The sequence below is a fragment of the Spirosoma agri genome (assembly GCF_010747415.1).
GTDB lineage: Bacteria > Bacteroidota > Bacteroidia > Cytophagales > Spirosomataceae > Spirosoma > Spirosoma agri.
This window is the reverse complement of record NZ_JAAGNZ010000002.1, coordinates 836,379-860,474: the sequence shown is the minus strand read 5'-3', so window position 1 is coordinate 860,474 and position 24,096 is coordinate 836,379. Positions and strand designations below refer to the sequence as shown.

Below are 24,096 nucleotides of genomic sequence, written 5' to 3'. Positions count from 1 at the left end.
TCATGGATCGCTTTGCCATAGGCATCGGGTGGCGCATTGCGGTTATGGTAATGCTAACCATTGCGCTAACCTACTTTTATCTCCAGGGTAGTAATGGTTTACTACTTTTCCCCCTCGTTATTCTCCAGCTAGTCGTATCGGTAAACCTTTACCGATACGTCACTAGTTTGAATCGCAAGCTGACCCGATTTCTGGAATCGGTACGCTATTCTGATTTCGCCGTTGCGTTTCGGGCCGACAGCAACCTAGGCTCATCGTTTCACGAACTCAACGACCAGTTCAACGAAGTCCTCGATGCGTTTCGTCAGGCACGGGCGGAGAAGGAGGCCAATCTGCACTATGTCAATACGATTGTTCAGCACGTTAGCGTAGGCTTGCTGACGTTCGATGCCGCCGGTCAGGTGGAGCTGGTCAATCAGACCGCCCTGCGGTTATTGGGTACTTATCGCCTTCGTACACTCAGCGACCTCAACGCTACCCACGCGGACCTGGTGACGGTACTCAAATCGTCAACCGCGTCATCGACACCCGTTTCTTACCAAACCGGCACCGATGGTGAATTATCGGTTCGTTGCACAGCCGTTCGACTGCGGGGTCGGCTGGTAACCGTCGCATCGTTGCAAAACATTCGCTCTGAATTGCAGCAGCGGGAACTTGATGCGTGGCAAAATCTGACCAAAGTGCTTCGTCACGAAATCATGAACTCGATCACGCCCATTGTGTCGCTGGCCGGTACGATGCGAGATATTGTCGAAACCGATCTGGTGCCTATTGCTGAAGCGGGTATTCTTCTGGAGACAGGCAGTCCGGATTCACGTTCATCGTCTACCCTATCTTCTTCCGTGACCGATCTGCGGGATGCCTTAACAACCATTGAGCAGCGAGGTGCGGGGGTAATGCGCTTCGTCGATGCGTATCGTCACTTCACAACAATTCCGCAACCGAACTTTGCCGAGGTATCGGTCGATCAATTGCTACGCCATGTCGTACAACTCACGCAGGCGAACAACCAGAAACATCCGGTCAACATCACAACGACTATCGTGCTTCCGAACCTGGCCATTCGGGCCGATGCCGACCAGATCGAAATGGTACTGATCAATCTGCTCAAGAATGCAGTAGAGAGCATGGAGAAAACGCCTAATCCGGCCATTCATCTGGAAGCGTTGGCCGATGGACCGCGCGTTATTATCAGTGTCTCAGACAACGGCCCAGGCATCGAACCCGAAGCGCTGGAACAAATATTCATCCCGTTCTACACAACAAAAAAGACGGGTTCCGGCATTGGGCTCAGTCTGTCCCGCCAGATCATGCAGCTTCACGACGGTCAGTTGACGGCCACATCAACGCCTGGAAAAGGCAGTACATTTAACCTGGCGTTTTAACGGATCGCGGGCGGCAACCCGCGAAGCCGAAGGCTATATGATCGAATCAATACTCGACAACATAGCCTTCGGCTTCGCGGGCTGCCGCCCGCGTTACAAGCTCAACTCAATATCCTTCGTTTTGCGGGAAACTGGTCTTGTTGTTGTACACATCAATTTCCGATTGCGGAATTGGGTAAACCGTGCGATACGCGGGCATGGTAATACCCGTCACTTTAATCGCATCTACCGCCGTACCCGTACGAATTAGGTCGAACCAGCGGTCGCTTTCCAGCGCCAGTTCGAGACGACGCTCGTTAATGATTGCCGTTTGGAAGGCTTCTTTGGTAGCGAGCTGAGCCGACGTGTAGTTTGCAACACCCGCGCGGGTTCGCACCCGGTTCAATGCCGTAAAGGCATCACCGCTGGCCTGATAGCCAACGCCGTTCAGTGCTTCGGCATATAACAACAGGACATCGGCAAAGCGCAGCACCGGGAAGTCGTTGCCTACATCACTCGTTGCCGATAGTTCGTCATAGAACTTTCTCGGTACGGCATTGATACTCGTCGGAACAGGAACCTGTACGGTTAGCGGAAGACGCTTATCCCCCGCCGAATACGCGGCCCGCAGCGACGGCTCAATGTTATCGCCGATGCTCGTCCCGAACCACGAACCGTGTCCTTCGCCCAGTAAGCCACCTTTTCTAAATTTCACCGCAAACAGAAGCTCCGCATTGTTCTTGTTCGTTACGGAAAATACGTCGGCAACATTGGGAAGCAACTGATACGTTGTACCCGTCACGACATCCCTCAGAACAGCCACGGCCAGATCATATTTCTTTTCGGTTACGTATACTTTGCCAAGCAGCCCTTTCGCCGAACCCGACGTGGCCCGACCAATGTCAGTACCCGTGTAGCTAGCGGGCAAACCAGCCGCAGCCGCTGTCAGATCCTTTTCGATGGCCGCATAAATATCCGCGATTTCATTCCGCGTGTAGGCACGGGCGTCGGTCGTCGAACCAGCCGTCAGAACAAGGGGTACTTTTCCCCACAGCCGAACCAGGTTGAAATACGACAACGCCCGGATAAACTGCGCTTCCCCTTTGTAGCGGGCTTTCAGCGTAGCGTCCATCGTCACCGCGTCGATCTTATCCAGGATCAGATTACACCGGTTGATACCCGTGTACAGGCTTCCCCACGTATCGCGCAGAACCGAATTCGTTGTTGGCTCAATGAAACGGTCGATGTTGTAGCGCAATCCCGAACCCGACGATGGGTCATTATCGAGTACATTATCGCTCCGGGTTTCGATCACGGTGTTGTAATCGCCACCGTATTGGGTCGAGCTCTGTAAAGCATCGTACGCTCCGTTGACCGCATTGCCAAAGTCGTTGGCGGTTTTGTAAAAGTTATCGACGTTCGGTTGTGACAAGGGCTTCAAATCCAGAAAATCTTTCTGGCAGGCGGTCAGACCCATGAAGACCGCAACAAGTAAGGTTAGTTTTTTCATGGCTGTTTAGAACGATAAGTTGAGGCCAACCGATGTTGTGCGGGGCAATGGATACGTTCCATAATCTTCACCCGATGACAACGCACTGTCGGGACGGCTGTTTACTTCGGGATTGTAGCCGAGGTACTTGGTAAACGTGAACGGATTTTGGGTGGTCACGTAAAGCCGGGCACGACTCAGGCGTATCTTCTGCAAGAGGGCGGTTGGCAGCGTGTAGCCCAGCGTAATGTTCCGGATACGTACGTACGATCCGCTTTCGATGTGCCAGGTCGAAATCTCCCCGTTCGATCCCGAAGCCAGCCGATTCGCGCGGTTGACCAGTCCATTACCCGGATTGTCAGCTGATTGCCAGCGATCCAGCGCACCAACGAACAGGTTACCGTTGCCTTCCATGTTATAGACGTAGCGACGCAGCAGGTTCAGAATTTTATGTCCCTGAACACCCTGAATCGCAAAGCTCAAATCGAACCCTTTGTAGGCGAAGTTGTTCGTAAAGCCGAACGTGTATTTCGGGAAGTAGCTGCCCGTAACCGTCCGGTCGCTGCTCAGGTCGAACTTACCGTCGGGTACGCCATTGGGGCCGCTCACATCACGGAATTTGAAATCGCCGGGCCGGGCTGTCGACACGTGCAGGGCTGGATTGGCATCCAGTTCAGCCTGATTCTTATAAACACCATCGTTGACATACGTGTAATACTCACCAATCGGGTGACCGATCTGGGTAATGAACTGCGCACCCGCTACGCCACCCGCCACAATAATGGGATCGCCCGAGGGTCCGAGTGCTTTTACTTTGTTGCGGTTAGCGGCAATGTTCGCGCTAGCTTCCCAGCGGAACTGACCAAACGTCTGGCGCGTCCCCAGCGTAAACTCAACCCCTTGATTGTTCACCTTGCCGATATTCTGCAATTCAGTACTGAACCCCGATGCGCGCGGCACGGGCACATTCAGCAGCAGATCCGAGGTATTGGCATTGTAATAATCGACCGTCAGGTTCAGGCGATTGCGAAGAAAACTAACGTCGAAGCCAATATCGAACATGGCCGTTTTTTCCCACTTCAGTTTATCATTGGCCGAGTTACCCGGTGCCAGACCACTCACGATAGTCTCGTTGCCAAGAATGTAGTTCTGATAGCTAAGCAGACTGATCGAGCCGTAGTTCGGAATCTGGAAGTTACCCGTCAATCCATAGCTGGCGCGTAGTTTCAGGTCGCTCAACCACGTAACCGGTTTCAGAAACGACTCCTGGGATATATTCCAGCCAGCCGATACAGATGGGAAGTAACCGTAGCGGTTATTCCGTCCGAAGCGTGATGAGCCATCGGCCCGTACCGCTGCCGAGAGGAGGTATTTGCCGTTGTAGTCATACTGCACCCGACCCAGATACGACAGCAATGACCACTCCTGAACATCGGAACTACCCGACGAAACCTGACCGGCGTTGAGCGTATAGACCAGATCATTCGGGAAGTTGGTAGCGGTCAGTTCATTGGCGACCCGACGGTCTTTCTGCGATGAGAAACCCGCCAGCGCCGAAACGGTATGCAGCCCGAACGAATGGTTATAGTTCAGCGTGTTTTCAACGAGCCAGTCTACGAAATTCTGTGCCCGCGAAAATCCGGTTGGCGTTGATGCCCCCTTACGATCCCGAATTTCGAGCGTCGAGGGCCGGTAATAATCACGCTGGAACGTATTGATGTCAGTGCCAAGGCTAAGCCGGTACGACAAGTCTTTCGTAATATTATATTGCGCGTACACGTTGCCCAGTACCCGAAGCTGGCTCAGTTTGTCACTCACCTGATTGGCAATCGCCACCGGATTCAGGATAGACGTGGCCCCATAGCCCCAGCCATTATTACCGAAATTGTAGGTTCCGTCGGCATTGGTCACCGGAAAGATCGGGGCCGCCTGTAACGCTAAACCCACAACGCCTTCGCCCAGGTAGGGCCCTTCGGCCTTAACAAGATCGTGGTAAGCGTACGTTGGATTCAGGTTGACACCAGCCGTCAGCCGACCGCTTTTCACCTCCACGTTGGCGCGGGCACTGTAGCGCTTGAAACCCGAACTAATCACGACGCCCCGCTGGTTCATGTAATTTCCCGATACGTAGAACTTCACGTTCTCCTTCCCGCCGGAAATAGACAACGTATGGTTCGTAATCGCGGCTGACCGGAAAATAGCATCCTGCCAGTCCGTGTTGGTCAAACCAGACTGATTGGATAGATAAGGAACAATTTCGGGCTGAATGAGCGTACTCGGTGCACCCACGCCCTTACTCCGAATATCGTTCGAATCGGTAGCTCGGCCCGTTGGATTCCGGTCGAGGTAAGCGTTGTTTTTCGCTTCGTAGCTGATCTGCGAATACTGATAAGCATCGAGCAAATCGATCTTTTTCGACACCTGCTGAACACCCACATACGAGTCATAATTAACTACCGTTTTACCTTCTTTACCCCGCTTTGTGGTCAACAGTACTACCCCGTTCGACCCGCGTGAACCGTAAATGGCCGCAGCCGACGCATCTTTCAGCACTTCGATACTCTCAATATCATCGGTATTGATCGTACTCAGAACGTTGATCGGGTTATCAGGAAACTGCGTGTTAGTACTCCCGGTAGCAAATTTGGTATCGCGCGAGAGGGGGATACCATCGATCACATACAGTGGGTCATTTCCAGCACTGATCGAGCCAGTTCCCCGCACCCGGACGGACAAAGCGGCACCCGGCGCACCTGACGTTTGCGAAACCTGTACCCCGGCGATTTTAGCGGTCAACGCCTGATCAAAACTGGCAACTGGCTGATTCGCCAGATCCCGCGCCTTCACCGAGCCGATAGAGGTGGTAATGTCACGCCGATTCTGCACCCCATACCCGACCACGACAACCTCGCTCAGTGCGTTGTCGGTGGCGGTCAGCTTGGCATCAACTACACTCCGGTTACCTACTGTAATTTCGAGGGGTTGGTAACCGATAAATGAGAACACAAGTACCTTGCCGGTGGCGGGTAGCGTAATCTGATACTGACCTTTCGAGTCGCTCGTCGCACCAACATTGGTTCCTTTGACCTGGATCGTCGTCCCGGCCAGTGCTTCGCCAGTGGCCCCATCGGTGACCGTTCCGGTGATTGTCTGGGCATAACTAACGGCGGAGGTCAGCAGAAAAAGGATTAGCAGCCACCACTGCCGAAGTCCTTTCCGCTCATAATTGAGTAAATAAATGGGCATAAAACGGGGTTTATAGGTACATGAATAAGGTAATGGGTTGACGGAACCGGCTGCTCATCTTGTACAGACACGTTCGTCAAATCAGGTGATGCACAATGATACCGACATCTATCTAGTTTCCAGATATATTCCAATAGTTTAATTCTATACTCAAATTATTATCCTACTTTATCCTGGTTTGATTATAATTGATAGTCAATTGTTTATAGAATCTATATAATAAATTATCTTGACAGCTGTAAGTAAGCCTACCTACACTATATACTATATTAAAGTCAATTCTTGTAGGATGTTTCCCTCACCGACCCCTCTCCCGCAACGGGAGAGGGGTCGGTGAGGGAAAACTCAGTGAACCCCAGCACTAGTCTGCGGACTAATCAGTGTTTGGTCGAAGCGATGTAACCGCCTGAAAAATCGGACGGTAAGTAGCACGGCGGCAATGCTCAACCCCAGCAACAGGCCGATCCAGACACCAATCGCATCCATCTTAAAAGGGAACGCGAGCACGTAGCTTAGCGGCAAAGCCACGACCCAATAGGCAAAGAGGGTAATGATCGTCGGTACGTTCACGTCCGACAAGCCGCGGAGACAGCCCAGCGCCACCACCTGAACGCCATCGGAGAGCTGAAAAAATCCGCCAACGATAACCAGTGAAGCCGCAATGCGCATCACGTCGGGACTATCGCGAATGTACAGCGATACGAGCCAGTCATTCGCCGTAAGAAACAGTACGGCAGCCAGACTCATAAAGCCAACGGACAGCATAAAGGCGGCTACGCCCGCCCGAAAAGCGCCCTCACGACTGCTCTTCCCTACAGCCGCACTCACACGAATGGCCGCAGCCGACGAAATGCCCGTAGCCATCATGTACGTTACGGACGCCATGTTGATCGCAATTTGGTGAGCCGCCAGTCTGTCCTCGCCTAGCCAGCCCACAATCACGACGGCTAGCGAAAAGGTAGCGACCTCAAAGAAAAAGGTCAATCCACCCGGAATGCCCAACCGTAGCGTGGTTCTGACTTCGTCAGTCGTTGGCAGGTTTGAGAACGCTTTCAATAGATAGGGCCGAAATCGCGCGGATCGATACACGTAGGCCAGCATAGCTCCGGCCATGAACAGGCGCGAAAGCAGCGTAGCCGTAGCTGACCCCATCAGCCCTAATTCCGGAAACGGCCCCACGCCTTTGATGAGTACGTAATTGAAAAAAGCATTCAATCCCAGCGCTGACATCGTGATCGCCATAGCCACGCGGGGGTAGCGCAACCCATCGGCGAGTTGCCGGGTGGCCACGAAGACGAGCAACGGAAACAGCGACAGGCTCAGCATCAGCATGAAGTCCCGCGCTAGTTTGGTCACCTCGGCGGTCTGCCCGAACAGGTCAAAATTAAACGCCAGCAGGACAGATAAACCGCCGAATACCATACTAAACAGCATGGCTACCCGTGACCCGCCCCGAAACAACCGATTGACGGCAGCCGCATCGTTCTGGCTGTGCGCTTTCGACACGAGGGCCGCGACAACGGTCAACCCGCCAACCCCGATGCTCGACATCAAAAATGATAATGAGTTCGCTAGTCCGGCCGCACCCAGAGGTACGGCCCCCAGTAATCGACCGACGAACAGGTTGTCCGTAACGCCCATCAGTACAACACCCAGTTGGGCAATGATAATAGGCACACTCAGCCGAAGGGTGTCTACGAATTCAGCGCGATACGTACGAAAGGTGGACATTGATAAGCAATTGATAGCGTGAACAAAGATACAGCTTTGCCCTGATCATGCCTTGTAGCGACTCGCAGACAAGCGTTTTGTTCAAACCAGCCTTCAACACAAGCGACGGTGAATGATGGTCCCTAAAAACAGCCCCTTGCCCCTTGCAGCATTCTTCGTACTTTTGTTTTCTTTACATCACGAATCAGGCAACGCCCTTGAAAGAATACGGGAGCAGTATCCAGAAACTGGTTGACAACATGGTCAACATTGAAGACCGGGAAAAACGCATTCGCTATGCGCATATCCTGGTTGAGTTGATGCGGCAAATTCACCCGAATATGAAAGATGGTCAGGATTACTACAACAAGTTGTGGGATGACCTGTACATCATGTCGGGCTTTACATTAGACGTAGACAGTCCTTACCCCCCGCCGTCGGAAGAGGCTTTGGGCAAAAAGCCGCAGCGCGTTCCCTATAATACGCACCACCTGAAGTTTAAACACTTTGGCCGCAACGTCGATCTGCTGATCGCCAAAGCCATTGCTGTCGAAGATCCGGAAGAAAAGCGGGCGTTCGTGTCCTATCTGACCCGAATCATGCGGACGTTTTACCAAGCCTGGAACAAAGAATCCGTTGAAGATGAGACTATTTACCAGAGCCTGATCGAACTATCGAATGGTAAACTGGCCGCTGATATTCAGCTGATTCGCGAACAGGGTCTGGTTGAAGCCACCCCTCGTGAGCGTACCGGCGATCAGACGCAGCCGCAACGGGTTGGTGGCAATTTTGGCGGTAACCAGAATCGCAATAACCGGGGTAATGAAGGGCAGCAGGGCCGACCCAACAACCGCAACGAGGGGGGCAACCAGCGCAGTAATTTCGGTAACCGCAACAACCGGGGTGATGGGACGCAGAGCCGACCTAACAACCGCAACGACGGCGGCACTCCCCGTAACTTCGGCAACGGTCCAACGCAGGGCGGTGGCCGACCCAATAATAACAACCGCAATAACGACCGTCGGAGACGATAATTCCAACCTAATCATACCTGCTGAGTAGTGAGTTATAACTAGTTTATACGTCACTGTTCAGCAGGTATGCTTTATCATTCAATCAATGGCTTCTTTTCAAATTACGGGTGGGCGTAAGCTCAAAGGTGAACTGATTCCTCAGGGGGCGAAAAACGAAGCCCTACAAATTTTGTGCGCCGTTTTGCTGACGAAAGAACCCGTCACAATCCATAACATTCCGAATATCCGCGACGTCAATCAATTGATCGATCTGTTGGGAGATCTGGGTGTGTGGGTTACTAAAATCGGCGAATATTCGTACCGGTTCGTCGCATCAGATGTCAACATCGATTACCTCGAAAGCGATACCTACAAGCGCAAAGCGGCTGCCCTTCGCGGTTCGGTCATGCTGCTTGGCCCCATGCTTGCCCGTTTTAAGAAAGGCCGGATTCCGCGCCCCGGTGGTGACAAAATAGGTCGTCGGCGGCTGGATACGCACTTCCTCGGTTTCGAGAAACTAGGCGCTCAGTTCAATTACGACGCCAACGATGGTGGCTATTATCAGGTCGATGCCAGCAACCTGCGCGGCACTTACATGCTCCTTGACGAAGCCTCGGTAACGGGTACAGCCAACGTATTGATGGCTGCGGTTATGGCCGAAGGCACGACCACCATTTATAATGCCGCCTGTGAGCCCTACCTCCAGCAACTGAGCAAGATGCTCAACTCGATGGGGGCCAAAATTTCGGGCGTTGGTTCTAACCTGCTCACGATTGAAGGCGTTTCGGAGCTCACTGGCACAGAACATACGATGCTGCCAGACATGATCGAAATCGGTTCGTTCATTGGACTGGCAGCGATGACGCAATCAGAAATTACGATCAAAAACTGTCGTATTCCTGAACTTGGCATTATTCCCGATCAGTTCAAGCGGCTGGGTATCCAGATGGAATTCCGGGGCGACGATATTTTTATTCCGGCTCAGGAGCGTTACCAGATCGAAACGTTCCTGGACGGTGGCATGATGACCGTTGCCGATGCCCCCTGGCCCGGCTTTACGCCCGATTTGCTGAGCATTGTTCTCGTTACGGCTGTTCAGGCGCAGGGAACGCTCCTGATCCACCAGAAAATGTTTGAAAGTCGATTGTTCTTTGTAGATAAACTCATCGACATGGGTGCTCAGATCATTCTTTGCGATCCGCACCGGGCTACCGTTGTCGGACTGAATCGGCAATTACCGCTTAAAGGCATTCGCATGTCATCGCCGGATATTCGGGCGGGGGTTGCTTTACTAATTGCGGCCATGTCGGCGAAGGGTACCAGCATTATTGACAACATCGAGCAGATCGATCGGGGCTACCAGCATATTGATACCCGGTTAAACGCAATCGGCGCGGAGATTATCCGGTTGTAATTGTCGATGAATCATTCCGTAAAAAAAAGAGACTTTGACCGGTCTCTTTTTTTGTTGTCTTCTGGTTTTATGGCAAACAATTAGTCAGGGCGGGGGTTATTAACCTGTAATTCATTAACTATCAAAAATTAACTGTCATGATTCAGAACAAAGAAATCGTTGACGACCTCAACGACCTGGTTAAAATCAACAATGACCGGATTCACGGCTACGAAGATGCCATTAAGGATAATGAAGACACCTCATTGAACGACCTGTTCCGTCACATGGTCATTCAGAGCGAACAGTTCCGCAGCCAGTTGGCTGAGCACATTGTTCGGATCGATGGCAAAGGGGTTGCTGATTTCGATTCAACCGACCTGACCAGCAAACTACACCGTGCCTGGATCGATATCAAATCGGCAGTTACGGGTAAAGATCGCTCGACGATCCTGAGTTCCGTAGAGTTTGGCGAAAATGCGGCTGTAGAAGCCTATAAAGATGCGATTGAGAAAGATCAAATCCCAGCTTACATCAAAGAGGACCTGCAAAAGCAGCTGAGCGAGCTGACAGCAGCTTACGATAAAATCAAAGGTTTGCATACAGCCGCCTAATTGATCAAGACTAACAAAAAGGGAATGCCATGTGGCATTCCCTTTTTGTTGCTGGTAACTAATGATTACTTCATGACTCGTAGTCAGCCAACTCAACGCAGAAACTCACGGTGTAGACTGGCTACGAGTCATCAGTCATACCTGCTATTCGGGCAGTGGCATATCCTGCAAATCTTCATCGGTCAACTTGATAGTTGCTGCCAGCGCATTTTCTTCAAGGTGCTTCACGGATGAGGTTCCGGCGATGGGTAGCATCACGGGCGAAGCAGCCAGCAGCCACGCAAGCGCAATCTGGTAGTCCGTTGCATCGTGCCGTTTGGCTACTTTCTTGATCGCTTCCTGCGCCGAAATGTTCCCGGCGTTGAGCGGAAACCACGGAATGAAGGCAATGTCATTTTTTTCGCAGTATTTCAGCACATCATTCCAGCGCTGCTCGCCGAAGTTGTACATGTTCTGCACCGACACAACGTCGAAATACTGTTTAGCTTCTTCGATCTGCTCGATGCTTACCTCCGACAAACCAATGTGCTTGATCTTACCCTGTTGTTGGGCCTCCTTCAAAAAGCCCAGAAACTCTTCTGATGGCACTTTGCTGTCAAAACGGTGGAGTTGATACAGGTCGATCTGATCAAGTTTGAGCCGTTTCAGACTACCATCAAGAGCCTCTTCGAGGTGTTTCCGGCTACCATCTACGGGCCACTGGTTCGGCCCTGTCCGCAACAATCCGCCTTTGGTCGCGATGACCAGGCCATCGGCATACGGGTGAAGGGCTTCCGCAATCAATTCTTCGGCAACGTGCGGGCCGTAACTATCAGCGGTATCAATAAAGTTAATACCCAGTTCGAGCGTACGTTTCAGTACACGAATACACTCGTCATGATCTTTGGGTGGTCCCCAGATACCCTCGCCGGTTAGGCGCATGGCTCCGTAGGCCAGTCTGTTAACGGTTAAATCACCGCCAATCGTAATCGTTCCAGCTTGTGCTGCTGGTGTTTCCGTAGCTTGCATACTAGTTCTTGTTGTTAATTGTCGAAACAGGACGACTCAGCCCGTCCTGTAGCTTCTTTATTAACCACCAGAATCGGTTTTTGTATGACTCAGCCGACGAAGTTTTTACGTCACCGCTTCTCGATTCCGTCCAGAACCCGCCGAATTACGTTAGCGCGCTGCATGAATTCGAGTGAGGTCGTTACGTCCTGATCGTCGATCACCTGCTTAAACTGCTGAAGAAACTCGATATACGCGGCCAGTGCATCCGACACATTGACCCGGTTCTGGTCGAAAATGGGTGCCCACATTTGCGGTGAGCTTTTGGCCAGTCGCACCGTCGAGCTAAAGCCCGTACTGGCCATATCGAAAATCGCCTGCTCGTCTTTCTCTTTTTCCAGTACGGTCAGACCAAGGGCAAAGGCACTGATGTGACTCAGGTGTGAAACATAAGCCAGATGCAGGTCATGCTCCTGCGGGGTCATGTAGAACAGTTTCATCCCCGCGTCCCGGAACAAGCTTTCGGTAAGCGTCAGGCTATCGGGATTGCTTTTCTCCCGGTCGCAGATAATCAGGTTTTTGCCCGGAAGCAACTCTTTGAAGGCCGCACTGGGACCGGAATTTTCGGTGCCCGCCATCGGATGAACCGCTACGAACTGGGACCGTTTGGGATGCGCATCGGCTATACCACAAATCAGTTCTTTGGTCGATCCTAAATCAACAACCGTTGCACCGGTGGGTAACAGATCAAGCACAACCGGCAACAGATCAATAATGACGTTAACGGGTGTCGCCATGACGACCAGCGTACTTTGCGCTACGGCCTCAGCCAACGGTAGTACTTCATCAACAATACCTTTAGCCAGCGCTAATTGCCCATTTACGGCTGACGCATCGACGCCGACGAAGCGTATCTTCGGGTATTTTTCGCGTATGGCCAGTGCGAACGAACCACCTAGTAACCCTACGCCTATTATTGAAACAGTCATTCTTTTACTCGTTTTACAGCCTCTTCTATTCGCTCTTTCGGCATGCATAGGGATACCCGAATGTAACGATTTCCCTTCGGGCCAAAGATGAAGCCCGGCGCGATGAACACGTGTTTATTGAGCAGCAGGTCGTTCACAAACTGTTCCGCCGATGCTACCGAGTCGGGTAGTTTTGCCCAAATGAATAGCCCCTCCTGATCGGTCGTGTACGAGCAATTCAGGGCGTCTAGTAAAGCATGAACAGCATCCAGCCGCCCCTGGTACACCGCGTTGCGTTCCCGGTGCCACTCGTCGGTGTTCGTAAGCGCTTCGGTAGCCGCGTCCATCAGTGGCTTGAACTGCCCCGAATCGACGTTGCTTTTGATCGTCAGCACCGCATCGACGTACGCCTTTTCACCAGCCATCCAACCAATACGCCAGCCGGCCATGTTGTGCGACTTACTCAGCGAATTCAATTCTACGGCTACTTCTCGTGCGCCATCGATCGACAACAGACTGATGGGTGCTTTTTTATTCAGAATCAGGCTGTATGGATTGTCGTGGCACAGCAACAACTGGTGATCATGCGCAAACCGCACTGCCCGCTCAAACAAGGCGCGGGTTGCGGGTGCCCCCGTCGGCATGTGCGGGTAATTCATCCAGATGATCTTCGTCGACAAACGGCTCACCAGATCGGTCATAGCTTCCCAATCGGGTTGCCAACCGCCGTGTTCGAGCAATGGATATTCCTGAACCGTGGCACCCACCATCTGGCTCACGGCGCGATAAGCAGGATAGCCCAATTCCGGCACCAACACGCCATCACCTTCATTTAGGAAGGTTAGCGAAATATGGGTAATTCCTTCTTTGGACCCGATCAATGGCAGAATTTCGGTATCGGCGTCGAGTGTGACGCCGTACGTATGCCCATAAAACGCAGCGATAGCCTGCCGAAAGCCCGGTGTTCCTTTGTAGGGTTGATACCCATGTGCGGTTGGCTGTTGCACCGATTGCACCAGCGCATCGAGCGTGTTGGCCGATGGCATGAGATCGGGATTGCCAATACCCATATTTATAATGTCATGTCCAGCCGCCTGAAGGCGACGCACTTCGGCCAGTTTTACCGAAAAGTAGTACTCTTGCGTTTGATCGGCTCGGTGAGCCAGGGGAATTATCATTCTGAACGGTAATTTTCGGATTGATCGGATCAGCCGCGTGTATAGTAAAAGTAGGCTGCCAGTCAATTTGAACGACAAAGATACTGGTTTAGAAAGTCCTGGAAACTCAAAATCATTAACATCATCGAAATCAATGTTCGTCGGCTGACTCACGCGAATCACAGCCCGGACAGGTATTTCAGGAGCGGGGCTATGTGCAGCGACTGCATCATTTCACCCTGATTGATGATCTCCACCATCCGATTGGGGGATATAATATGCACCGTAATTTCTTCCGTTGATTCAAGATGCTGGGCCTGTTTCTGGTCAACACCCATTGCCAGAAACGAATAGGTCAGGTTGGCGTGCGTGCCCGGATTGGCCGACAGGGTTAGCAACGGTGTCCATTGTCCTCCACCGAAACCCGTTTCTTCCAGCAATTCGCGCTGAGCCGCAGCGAGTGGCTCTTCACCCGGATCAACGACGCCCGCGCATAGCTCGTAATGCACGCCCGCAATGCCATGTCTGTACTGTCGGATCAGAACAAGTTGCCCTTCCGTCGTAACCGCCACTACGTTGATCCAGGCGGGGTATTCGAAGACGAAATAATCGGGAATAGCGCCACCCTTTTCCATTTTGATGGCATCTTTTCGAACGGTAAACCAGGGCAACCGATAAAGATATTCGGAATTTTCGACCGTCCAGGGCCGGGGATCATTTTCTGGAATCATGCCACAAAGGTAGGCAGGACTACCGGACTAATGCATCCGCAAAGCGCAAGTATTGTGCCCAATCGTAGTCGGTGACGTCGTGCTTACCGCTTCGCATATGGTAGCGGACGGTGTGCCCAACCGGTTGATTAACGGCGGGAAATGTAGTTGTACCCAGTCCGATTTTGCCATACAGTCGGTAAACGGGCTCCGTTTGAGCCGCGCCCAGAAACTCCCCTTTGGGATCTGACCATTGATCTTCCTCGGCGCTGGCAACATAAAGCGGGCGCGGTGCTACCAGCGCCAGCAACTCATGCTGATCGACGGGCAAGTCAGCGACACGCTTACTGAACGTTTTATACCGATCACAAAACCAGTGCGGAAAAGACGTATTGATTCGTTCGACAGTTTCGCCATACCAACGCCGGGCCAGCGCCGATCCGCCTTCGCCAGCTTCATTGGCAATGACGGCTACGAACCGTTTGTCCTGTGCACCGGCCCATATGGCCGCTTTCCCGATGCGGGAATGACCGATACTATTGATTCGCTGCGCGTCAAGAGCGGGTTCAGTGGCGAGGTAATCGGCAATGCGACTCATCCCCCAGGCCCAGGCCCCGATGGCTCCCCAATTGTCGGCACGCGAGGTATCGCCCAGAACAGAACGAATTCCGGAACGCCACCCTTGCGGATGATCAGGTTCGATGTCGCCATAATAGGCGGTTGCTACGGCGTAGCCGCGTTTTAATATTGTTTCAATGGGCCAGCGCCGGGCCTGCATGCCACGCGCTTTTTGGGTAGCCTTGTTGTTTTGTGACACGTCGCCCGGTCCGTCGCCCATCCAGCGCGTAGAAAGTGGAATGTCGGCTTCCGTGGTGACGCAATGGTTTCCGCAAAAATTCAGGCCCAGAAATACCGGAACCGGCTTATTCGCAGCCTTTGGTATGTACACTAACACGTCAATTGGCGGCAGTTGTGGGTAGTCGACAAAGAAAATAGACACCTGTTTCCGGATAGCCAGTCCATTCAGCGCATTGTCCGTTGTCTGTACCGTCTGGAACCGAAGCTTGACGTTTTGTTGAGGTGTCTTTCCGTAGACGTTCTCCGCAAATAGCTGGATTAATTCGGCCCGGCGACGCTCCCAGTCGGCAACATTTGTCACGCGCTTGCCTTTACTAGTGAGCAGCGGATCAGGTAAGGTATACGCTCCCACGCTGGCTTCGTCGTAGTTGTAAGCCGGATCAGCCTGCTGCCCGCTGGCCATACTAACGGCGAAGAAAGGGAGCACGAACCAGAGCGGGATACGATTCATAAAACAGGATTTTCTGCAAAAGAAAGGCCCTTGGCCTCTCCTACTTATCCGACTTCGTTCCGGGCTACGATCAGGCTATTTTGTAGGCTTTTTTTCGTTATTCATATCAACCGGCCTTTCCGGTTCGTTGTAAAGTGAACATTTGCTTCCGTAATTGCCGATCGTTTAACTCTACCTAATGAAAAATACCGCTGTCCTTTTCGTCGCTGCGTTATGTCTTTTCTTTTCGTCCTGCCATCGGCCCGTTGCGTATTTCCAACCAACGTCACATCCAGCGGCTGCACGCATAGCCCTCGAAAAACGAGTTGATGAAGCGGCTAGTTCACGACCGGATTTGGTCTTACTCTCGGAGCAACTCGTAGCTATTATGCCGGAATCAGCCGTTCCGGCGGTTGCCAGTACGAGAAGTCAGCTAGTCCAATCGACAGCTAGCCACGTCGAACGCCGGATGCAGCACATACAGTCGTTATTGGCTAAGGCCACCGAAGCCGTTGACCAACAGCCGAAGCCCAAGCCGAAACCCAAGGGTCAGCTTCGGCTCGGCAACAAGATTCGTCAGGGCCTTGGCATACCCTTACGGGAGGAGTTAAACTGGTGGCAACGAATCAGTTGGAAACTCAAAGCATCGGTTATTATTCTTTTGGTCGCCATTCTGTTCGCCATTTTGCACGTCACCATACTGGCCATTATTTTCGGTATCGTTGGTGCGTTCCTGATGATCAGCGGTCTGAAACGATCATTCAAAGTCAGGCGACCCTGGTTTTAATTAGTAGCTCAAACTAGTTGTCGACGTACCCCATAAATCAGAAGCGCCCGAAAAGTGACATTTTCGGGCGCTTCTGATTTACGACCTTACCCATTAGGGCAGCTTCTTGACTGAATCGTAGATTAGTTTTATGTACTTCTCCCGGTCGATGTCATAGACGACTTCCGCGTTTGGCGTCTTTTTCAACACATCGAAGAAATCGACAACGGTGGTGCCCATCGTCAACTTGCCCGTCACTTCTACATCGACGTAGCAGGTCTTTGACTGGAACATAGACGGATCGATCAGCCAGGCAATTGCGCACGGATCGTGCAGAGCGGCTCCCCCATTCAATTCCGTCCGTTCCTTCCGATAAAAGATAGAGAAAAAATCCATCAGGTCCGCGAGTACCGTTCCCGTCTTGTTGCCTATCGACCTGAACAGATCAATATCTTCCTGAAAAACTAATGCTTTGTGTGTAACATCCAGCCCACACATGGTAATCGGAACGCCCGAGTTGAACACGACAGCAGCGGCTTCGGGGTCGACATAGATATTGAACTCAGCCGTTGGTGTCATATTCCCCCGGAAAGCACCACCGCCCATCAGCGAAATTCGCGCAATCCGGGGTTTTAGATGTGGGTAGGCCAGCAGAAAGGTAGCAATATTAGTCAATGGACCGGTAGGTACAATCGTTATCTTTTCCGAACTGTTGGTCAGAATAGCGGCAATGGCCTCAACGGCGGACAGGGATTCGGGGTTGATCGTAGGATCGGGTAGAATAGGGCCGTCCATTCCCATTTCGCCGTGCACGTAGTCGGCAATGATAAGTTCGCGAAACAACGGCTTTTCACATCCTTTGTAGATGGGAGTCTCGATTTCCAACAAGGCCTTGAGCCGCAACGCATTCTTCAGCGTTTTTTCCTGAGTCTGGTTTCCGGCGGAAGTGGTGATCGCCTTGATGTCAAATAGGCCGCTACCAACGGCCAGCATGAGCATCACGGCATCGTCGTGACCGGGGTCACAATCGATGATTACGGGTAGTTTCTTCACGATGAGGTGGTTTTGTCTAGTTGCCGGTTGCGACGGAATTAAATTTGGTTCGATTGGCCCGGCGAATATACCAGTCCTTCGCCAATTTAACCCGTGGCTATTATTTTAGCTACGGCAAGTTCGAGATTGGCCTTGGTAGATCAGTTGACGGGCTAAGCGGGAGCCTGACCCAGCCAACGTAACGCATAGGTTTCAGCCACTCACGAATCCACCGAGGCCGTTCCAAAATTTGATCTACAGAAATCGTCGGTTATCTTAGTCGACTCGTTTTGCACTTCACACATCATAGCATGCGTTTTTTTCCCTCTCTTTCTTGTTGCGTCGTCCTCAGTCTATTGAGTCTGCGTCCATCGCTGGCTCAGTCTGGCAGCATTTCCGCAGAAGCCCAAACCGTGGCTAAAACGGTCCGGCCCGAAGCAATCCGGGCCGCCATGCGTTTTCTGTCGGATGATGCTCTCGAAGGGCGTAAACCCGGTACACGGGGGTTTGCGTTGGCAGCGAACTACATGCAAACCCAGCTCGAAGCGTTGGGCCTGCAACCGGCGGGTGAGAACAACACCTACCGTCAGGCTGTACCTCTGCGCCGGTGGCAGGTTCGAGAAAAAGCCAGTTTTTTAGCGTTCGACTCAAAGGATAACGAGAAAATTCTGCTCTACGGTAAGCAGTTTATTCTGAACCCTAACCCTGACCACGCCAACAGCGACGTCACGGCACCAGTCATATTTGTAGGTTATGGGGTATCAGCGCCTGAATTGAATTACGACGATTACGCAGGTATCGATGTGAAAGGAAAAATTGTGGCCTACGTGAACGGGGCGCCATCCACGTTCCCATCCAATCAACGGGCTTTTTATTCATCGGCAAAAGCCGAGATAGCCGCAGCACACGGAGCCGTGGGAGTACTGTCATTCAGTTTACCCACCGATCTACGCAACCGAATCGAGACAGCCGCGCCCCGCGCCCGACAGGGGATTTACCGCTGGCTGGATAAACGCGGAAAACCACAACGGACCTTTCCGGCACTGAAGGGTTCTGCTTCGCTGAGTGATTCGGCGGCCCGCTTGTTGTTCACCAACGCCGGAACGTCGTTCAGCGATGCGGTATCTGCCGCGCTGAAAAACCGGTCCCAGTCGTTTCCGCTCAACATGTCGGCCCACCTGCATACCCAGACGGATATGGTGGAAGATGTAGCCGGACAAAATGTAGTGGCGGTGCTCCCCGGAACGGACCCTGTGCTCAAAAATGAATACATCGTCTACGTGGCCCACCTCGATCATCTGGGCATTGGCCGGCCTGTCAAGGGCGATTCGATCTACAACGGTGCGCACGATAACGCGTCGGGCGTGGCCATCAACCTCGAAACGGCCCGGCTGTTTGCGTCGTTACCGAAAGCCCCCCGGCGTTCGATTCTGTTCGTAGGGGTAACAGGCGAAGAAATGGGCCTGCTCGGTTCCGATTATTTCGCCAGTAATCCGACAGTGCCGAAAGAGAAAATCGTGGCGAATCTGTGCCTGGACATGCCGTTCTTTTTTCATCCGCTGCTCGACATTGTTCCCTACGGCGCACAGCATTCGAGTCTGGGTCACGAAACAGAAGTGGCAGCCGCCTTCGTGGGTGTTCAGATCAGCCCCGACCCGATTCCCGAACAAACGGTATTCATGCGCAGCGATCATTTTAGTTTTGTTCGGCAGGGCATTCCGGCGCTTTTCATCAAGAGTGGCTCCCAAACGGGCAATCCCAATCTCGACGGCACGAAACTTAATCTCGACTGGCGGGCAACGATCTACCATTCACCACAGGATGACATGAACCAGCCGTTCGATTTCAACGCTGCGGCTAAACACGTACAGCTTCAATTCCTGATCGGTTATTTGACCGCCCAGGCCGACAGCCGCCCCACCTGGAATAAAGACGACTTTTTCGGAACGAAGTTTGGGCCAGCCCGTGTCGTGAAATAGTCATCCCTCAGTCATCGGGTGAATAAAAAATTCACCCGATGACTGAGGGATTTTCCAATTTATTCAGTCACGAGTAGTAAGAAAGCCCGCTGGTTTATCATCTTTGCCAGCGAATCAGGTCGATTCATGCCTTCCCGCTCCGCCTAAACGGCACCCAATGCTATGCCTGGCACCATTCTCCTCATTGACGACGAACCCAAACTCCGCCAACTGCTGGCCCGAATCCTGACATTGGAGGATTATCAGGTGATGGAGGCCGACGATGCCCGCAGTGGATTGCGCATCCTGGAACGCACCGAGATTGACCTGGTTATCAGTGATGTAAAACTCCCCGATGGTAACGGTATCGACCTGACCGCTCAGGTCAAAACGATTCAGCCAGCTACCGAAATCATCGTTCTGACCGCCTACGGAACCATTGCCGACGGAGTGAAAGCCATTAAAAACGGGGCCTTCGATTATATCACCAAAGGCGACGACAACGACCGAATTATTCCGCTGGTCAGCCGGGCTATCGAGAAAGCACAGTTACAATTTCGGATCAAGCGGCTGGAAGAACAGGTTCAGCAAAAATACGGTTTTGAGAAAATTATCGGTCAGTCGCGGGCTATTCAGCAGGCGATTGCTTTAGCCCGTAAAGTCGCCGTTACCGATACGACGGTGCTATTAACGGGCGAAACCGGAACCGGGAAAGAGGTTTTCGCGCAGGCTATTCATCAGGCAAGTCTACGCCGGGCGGGGTCATTTGTGGCCGTCAACTGTAGCGCCTTGGGTAAAGAAATTCTGGAAAGCGAACTCTTCGGACATCGGGCGGGATCGTTCACGGGGGCTACGCGCGATAAAAAGGGGCTGTTCGAGGAAGCCAACAAAGGGACGATTTTTCTGGATGAGATCGGCGAGATGGCGCTCGACCTTCAGGCAAAATTATTACGTGTGCTCGAAACCCATGAGTTCATGCGCGTTGGCGACACCAAGCCAACTAAAACCGATGTTCGGGTCGTTGCTGCCACCAACCGCGACCTGAAACATGATGCTGAAACCGCCCAGTTCCGGTCTGACTTATACTACCGACTTTCCGTGTTTTCCATCGAACTGCCTCCCCTACGCGACCGGCGCGATGACATTCCGGTTCTGGCCGACGTATTGACCCGGCAGGAGGCTGCTAAAGTCGGTAAAAAAGACATGACACTTAGCCCGGCTTTTATCGAAACGCTAACCCGATACAGCTGGAAAGGCAATATCCGCGAATTGAAGAACGTCATTGAACGAGCGGTCATTTTGAGTGACGGCCAAACGCTGGTGCCCGACTACCTGCCGCTGGATGTTCAGTCGCCAGCTGGTCCGGCGGCTGTTTTTTCTTACGATCTCGCTACGGTCGAGAAACACCACATCGAACAGGTATTGCGCCACACCAGTGGCAACAAAGCCGAAGCCGCCCGGCTCCTCGGCATCAGCCTTAGCACGCTCTATCGCAAATACGAAGAGTATCAGCTAGGCTACTTATAGCCCTAATTCAGCATTCCCAAAATGAGAATAGACCTTGTCAAAATGAGAAGGTCAGCGGAGCTATGCGGTCTCAGCCCCACATCCATCTTATTAATAATCACTTAACTATCAACACAATACGCATATTGTTTTTCTACTACCTACGCTGTGGACTGCTTTTTGGCATACCCTGTTCGAACTAAACGGAATTGCTTTTATGGAAATCGTCCTCCTCGTTGCAACGGCGGTGATCTGCTTCACCTTCTTCTATAAATTCATCAAATGGTTTGAACACATTTAGATCGATTGTACCATGAGTGAATGATTACAGGCAGATCGCAACTACTCATTCGCCACTTCACGCTTTCGCTCAATACGCATGCTCACAGGCTTATTTATCATCGCATTGCTGGTTTTCGCGTACATGCTGTACGTCCTGATCAAACCAGAAAATTTTTAACCCAACAAGAGGCAGGGTCGCATTTAGTGTTGCGGCTTCAACGTCGGAAACGGCACTCTTTCGCTCTTTCTCACTCTCGTTTTTAAACAGATGTCAACTGAATTACTGGGCGTTGTGGCCATGTACGGGCTAACCGTTCTGCTGGCCATCCCACTGGGCAACTACATTGCCAACGTCTTTCGACCTGAATCGGCCAACGGGCCGCTGGAACGGTTCATTTATCGCATCGGCGGCATTGACCCGACCCGCGAAATGAACTGGAAAGAAAACCTTGCCGCCCTCCTGACGATCAACGCCGTATGGCTGGCCTTCGCCTTTACGCTATTGCTATTGCAAGGTACGCTGCCGCTCAATCCAGACGGCAACCCATCCATGACGCCGGACCTGGCCTTTAATACGGCGATCAGCTTTATGGTCAACTGCGATTTGCAGCACTATTCCGGCGAATCGGGCGCAACCTACCTGACCCAGTTATTCGTCATGAACTTTCTGATGTTTACGTCAGCCGCAACGGGTATCGCTTCGCTTCTGCTGATCATCCGGTCGTTTCTGCCCAAAGTGGTTGATACGGTCGGCAACTTCTACGTATTTTTCGTGAAGGCGCTTACCCGAATTTTATTGCCCATTGCGTTTGTAGTAGCCCTACTCCTGGCGTTCAATGGTACCCCGGCCAGTTTCGACGGTAAGGACAGTATCGTGACGATGCAGGGCGACACGGTCGGCGTTTCGCGCGGACCAGCAGCGGGCATGATTGCGATCAAACACGTCGGGACCAACGGTGGAGGCTGGTTCGGGGCCAACTCGGCGCACCCCCTCGAAAACCCCAGCTATTTTACCAACATGGTTGAAATGATAGCGCAGGTAATTTTACCGATTGCAATGCTCTTCGCCCTGGGCTTTTTGATCAATCGTCGGCGGTTTACGTGGGTCATCTACGGCGTCATGACGCTCGGTATGCTCTGTCTACTCATTCCTACGCTGATCACCGAAGTGCATGGTAACCCCGCCATTGCGCAACTGGGTGTAGGTCAGCCCACGGGTGCGATGGAAGGCAAGGAGGCTCGGTTCGGGCCACTGGCGTCGGCGTACTGGAGTATCATGACGACGATTATTTCGACCGGGTCGGTCAACTCCATGCACGATTCGTCGATGGCTCTGTCGGGTACGATGGAACTGCTCGGCATGATGACCAACGCGTTCTACGGCGGTTGCGGTGTCGGTTTCCTGAACTACTATTATTACCTGATCATCGCCGTCTTTATTTCTGGATTAATGGTCGGTCGAACGCCGGAATTGTTCGGACGGAAGGTCGAAGCGCGGGAAATCAAAATTGCGTCTATCGTGGCCCTGCTGAGTACGTTGCTCGTGAAAGGTGGTACGGCTTTGGCGGCCTGGCTGTTTGTTCATTATGGCGATGCAGCCTGGCTCGTCAAACCATCGGCCTGGCTCAACAACCCAACGAATCACGGCTTTACGGAACTGCTGTATGAGTTCACGTCCGCGAACGCCAACAACGGTTCGGGCTTCGAAGGACTTGGCGACAATAACTTTTTCTGGAACTACGCAACGGGTATCGTGCTGATTCTGGGCCGGTTCATTCCAATCATCGGGCCAGTAGCGATTGCGGGTCTGCTGGCGAACAAAAAGTTCGTACCCGAATCGTCAGGAACGCTACCGACCGATACGGTCACCTTCGGACTCATGACCTTCGCCGTCATCCTTATCATTACCGCACTCTCGTTCTTCCCGGCACTGGCGCTGGGACCGCTGGCCGAATATTTTAGTCTGAAGTGATGCGACTGGCAATGAAAGCGAGGACTTTTTCGAGCGTCATTGGTTCAGAAGGGTGAACATTATTTTCTGAGCCAATATGCTGATGGTGCGGAGAAGTTGATAGATCGACCGGGTGAGCATTGTCCCAACGGTGAATAAATTGATGCGTATCCGTTTGCCAGTGATAGGAGTAGTCGATCCAGCCAGTAGCAACAATGTAATTTTCACGCACATGTAGCACTGACTGGTCGGTGAAGATCAGATGACCTCGCACCTGTGTGATCTCTGGCCGGTGGACTGGTTCAAACGATGTAGATGCGACAATCAGATGGCGAAACGAGTGAAAATTATGAATCATTTCACCAGCAGGGTCAATCGTTTCTCAACGCCCCGTAGCACGGTAAGTTCGGCCCGCCAGTCCATGCTATCATCTTCACGCTCAAACAGCCCAAACTGAGTCAGTTCACTAAACCGCTTGGAAAATTCATCATAGCTCACACCATATTTTTCTTCAAATTTTTCAATCCGTTCCATACAGACTTTAAGCTCGTACAAGAGCTCTTCCCGTACCTTTTTGATGGCATAGTCCGTGCTGGATGTATAGCCCATCTCGTGGAAGATGTTCTCAACGGATGTTTGTTGAACCGTCATAACGAATTACG

General features: G+C 52.2%; 20 protein-coding genes. 9 read left to right on the top strand and 11 right to left on the bottom strand.

The genetic code is table 11. The features are described 5' to 3' along the window. The first annotated feature begins 2 nt into the window (after nucleotides 1–2). Nucleotides 3–1,385, top strand: a complete 1,383-nt coding sequence (locus GK091_RS20260) for a sensor histidine kinase (protein WP_164041704.1) — start codon at nucleotides 3–5, stop codon at nucleotides 1,383–1,385. 106 nt (nucleotides 1,386–1,491) lie between these two features. Here GK091_RS20260 and GK091_RS20255 read toward each other — a convergent pair whose 3' ends face one another. The 3 genes from GK091_RS20255 to GK091_RS20245 all read right to left on the bottom strand — a co-directional run bounded on the left by GK091_RS20255 (nucleotide 1,492) and on the right by GK091_RS20245 (nucleotide 7,830). Next, on the bottom strand, nucleotides 1,492–2,874 hold the full coding sequence (locus tag GK091_RS20255) for a RagB/SusD family nutrient uptake outer membrane protein (RefSeq protein WP_164041703.1): 1,383 nt from the start codon (nucleotides 2,872–2,874) through the stop codon (nucleotides 1,492–1,494). A gap of 6 nt (nucleotides 2,875–2,880) precedes the next feature. Next, entirely contained in the window at nucleotides 2,881–6,099 is a 3,219-nt protein-coding gene (locus GK091_RS20250; protein ID WP_164041702.1) for a SusC/RagA family TonB-linked outer membrane protein, read from the bottom strand. Between the two features lie 345 nt (nucleotides 6,100–6,444). Further along, nucleotides 6,445–7,830, bottom strand: coding sequence for an MATE family efflux transporter (locus tag GK091_RS20245; RefSeq protein WP_164041701.1), 1,386 nt, complete (start codon nucleotides 7,828–7,830; stop codon nucleotides 6,445–6,447). 197 nt (nucleotides 7,831–8,027) lie between these two features. Here GK091_RS20245 and GK091_RS20240 point away from each other — a divergent pair, with 197 nt between their 5' ends. The 3 genes from GK091_RS20240 (at nucleotide 8,028) to GK091_RS20230 (ending at nucleotide 10,829) form a co-directional block, all read left to right on the top strand. Further along, nucleotides 8,028–8,843 (top strand): DUF4290 domain-containing protein, encoded by an 816-nt coding sequence (locus GK091_RS20240; RefSeq protein WP_164042929.1) that lies wholly within the window; start codon nucleotides 8,028–8,030, stop codon nucleotides 8,841–8,843. A gap of 85 nt (nucleotides 8,844–8,928) precedes the next feature. After that, entirely contained in the window at nucleotides 8,929–10,236 is a 1,308-nt protein-coding gene (murA, locus tag GK091_RS20235) for a UDP-N-acetylglucosamine 1-carboxyvinyltransferase (protein WP_164041700.1), read from the top strand. A 137-nt stretch (nucleotides 10,237–10,373) separates the two neighbouring features. Further along, nucleotides 10,374–10,829 carry a ferritin-like domain-containing protein gene (locus GK091_RS20230; RefSeq protein ID WP_164041699.1) on the top strand — a complete coding sequence of 152 codons (456 nt, stop codon included), beginning with the start codon at nucleotides 10,374–10,376 and terminating at the stop codon, nucleotides 10,827–10,829. A 144-nt stretch (nucleotides 10,830–10,973) separates the two neighbouring features. Here the strand turns inward: GK091_RS20230 and GK091_RS20225 are convergent, their stop codons facing one another. The 5 genes from GK091_RS20225 to GK091_RS20205 form a co-directional block, all read right to left on the bottom strand. Beyond that, a complete protein-coding gene (locus GK091_RS20225; protein ID WP_164041698.1) occupies nucleotides 10,974–11,837 on the bottom strand; it encodes an aldo/keto reductase in 864 nt (287 codons plus the stop codon). Nucleotides 11,838–11,947: 110 nt separating this feature from the next. After that, nucleotides 11,948–12,805 carry a prephenate dehydrogenase gene (locus GK091_RS20220; RefSeq protein WP_164041697.1) on the bottom strand — a complete coding sequence of 286 codons (858 nt, stop codon included), beginning with the start codon at nucleotides 12,803–12,805 and terminating at the stop codon, nucleotides 11,948–11,950. Further along, nucleotides 12,802–13,962 (bottom strand): pyridoxal phosphate-dependent aminotransferase, encoded by a 1,161-nt coding sequence (locus GK091_RS20215; RefSeq protein WP_164041696.1) that lies wholly within the window; start codon nucleotides 13,960–13,962, stop codon nucleotides 12,802–12,804. The genes GK091_RS20220 and GK091_RS20215 overlap by 4 nt, the downstream gene beginning before the upstream one ends. A 158-nt stretch (nucleotides 13,963–14,120) precedes the next feature. Continuing rightward, nucleotides 14,121–14,672 carry an NUDIX hydrolase gene (locus GK091_RS20210; RefSeq protein ID WP_164041695.1) on the bottom strand — a complete coding sequence of 184 codons (552 nt, stop codon included), beginning with the start codon at nucleotides 14,670–14,672 and terminating at the stop codon, nucleotides 14,121–14,123. Between the two features lie 19 nt (nucleotides 14,673–14,691). Then, the gene (locus tag GK091_RS20205; protein WP_164041694.1) at nucleotides 14,692–15,960 is read right to left on the bottom strand and encodes a glucuronyl esterase domain-containing protein; all 1,269 of its coding nucleotides are present in this window, start codon (nucleotides 15,958–15,960) and stop codon (nucleotides 14,692–14,694) included. Nucleotides 15,961–16,138: 178 nt separating this feature from the next. Here GK091_RS20205 and GK091_RS20200 point away from each other — a divergent pair, with 178 nt between their 5' ends. Next, a complete protein-coding gene (locus GK091_RS20200; RefSeq protein WP_164041693.1) occupies nucleotides 16,139–16,726 on the top strand; it encodes a hypothetical protein in 588 nt (195 codons plus the stop codon). A gap of 93 nt (nucleotides 16,727–16,819) precedes the next feature. On the opposite strand, the gene GK091_RS20195 is transcribed toward GK091_RS20200, so the two are convergent. Further along, entirely contained in the window at nucleotides 16,820–17,758 is a 939-nt protein-coding gene (locus tag GK091_RS20195; protein WP_164041692.1) for a nucleoside hydrolase, read from the bottom strand. Nucleotides 17,759–18,048: 290 nt separating this feature from the next. On the opposite strand from GK091_RS20195, the gene GK091_RS20190 reads away from it, so the two are divergent. From GK091_RS20190 to kdpA, 4 genes are all read left to right on the top strand, one after another. After that, nucleotides 18,049–19,716, top strand: coding sequence for a M28 family metallopeptidase (locus GK091_RS20190; protein WP_164041691.1), 1,668 nt, complete (start codon nucleotides 18,049–18,051; stop codon nucleotides 19,714–19,716). 162 nt (nucleotides 19,717–19,878) lie between these two features. Beyond that, the gene (locus tag GK091_RS20185; protein ID WP_164041690.1) at nucleotides 19,879–21,222 is read left to right on the top strand and encodes a sigma-54-dependent transcriptional regulator; all 1,344 of its coding nucleotides are present in this window, start codon (nucleotides 19,879–19,881) and stop codon (nucleotides 21,220–21,222) included. A 358-nt stretch (nucleotides 21,223–21,580) separates the two neighbouring features. After that, a complete protein-coding gene (locus GK091_RS20180; RefSeq protein ID WP_100990970.1) occupies nucleotides 21,581–21,661 on the top strand; it encodes a potassium-transporting ATPase subunit F in 81 nt (26 codons plus the stop codon). 90 nt (nucleotides 21,662–21,751) lie between these two features. Next, nucleotides 21,752–23,455, top strand: a complete 1,704-nt coding sequence (gene kdpA / locus GK091_RS20175) for a potassium-transporting ATPase subunit KdpA (protein WP_164041689.1) — start codon at nucleotides 21,752–21,754, stop codon at nucleotides 23,453–23,455. Here the strand turns inward: kdpA and GK091_RS20170 are convergent. Both GK091_RS20170 and GK091_RS20165 read right to left on the bottom strand, forming a co-directional pair. Continuing rightward, nucleotides 23,442–23,792, bottom strand: coding sequence for a toxin-antitoxin system TumE family protein (locus GK091_RS20170; protein ID WP_164041688.1), 351 nt, complete (start codon nucleotides 23,790–23,792; stop codon nucleotides 23,442–23,444). The genes kdpA and GK091_RS20170 overlap by 14 nt on opposite strands. Then, on the bottom strand, nucleotides 23,789–24,085 hold the full coding sequence (locus GK091_RS20165) for a hypothetical protein (RefSeq protein WP_164041687.1): 297 nt from the start codon (nucleotides 24,083–24,085) through the stop codon (nucleotides 23,789–23,791). Before GK091_RS20165 ends, GK091_RS20170 begins: the two co-directional genes overlap by 4 nt. Nucleotides 24,086–24,096: the final 11 nt, after the last annotated feature.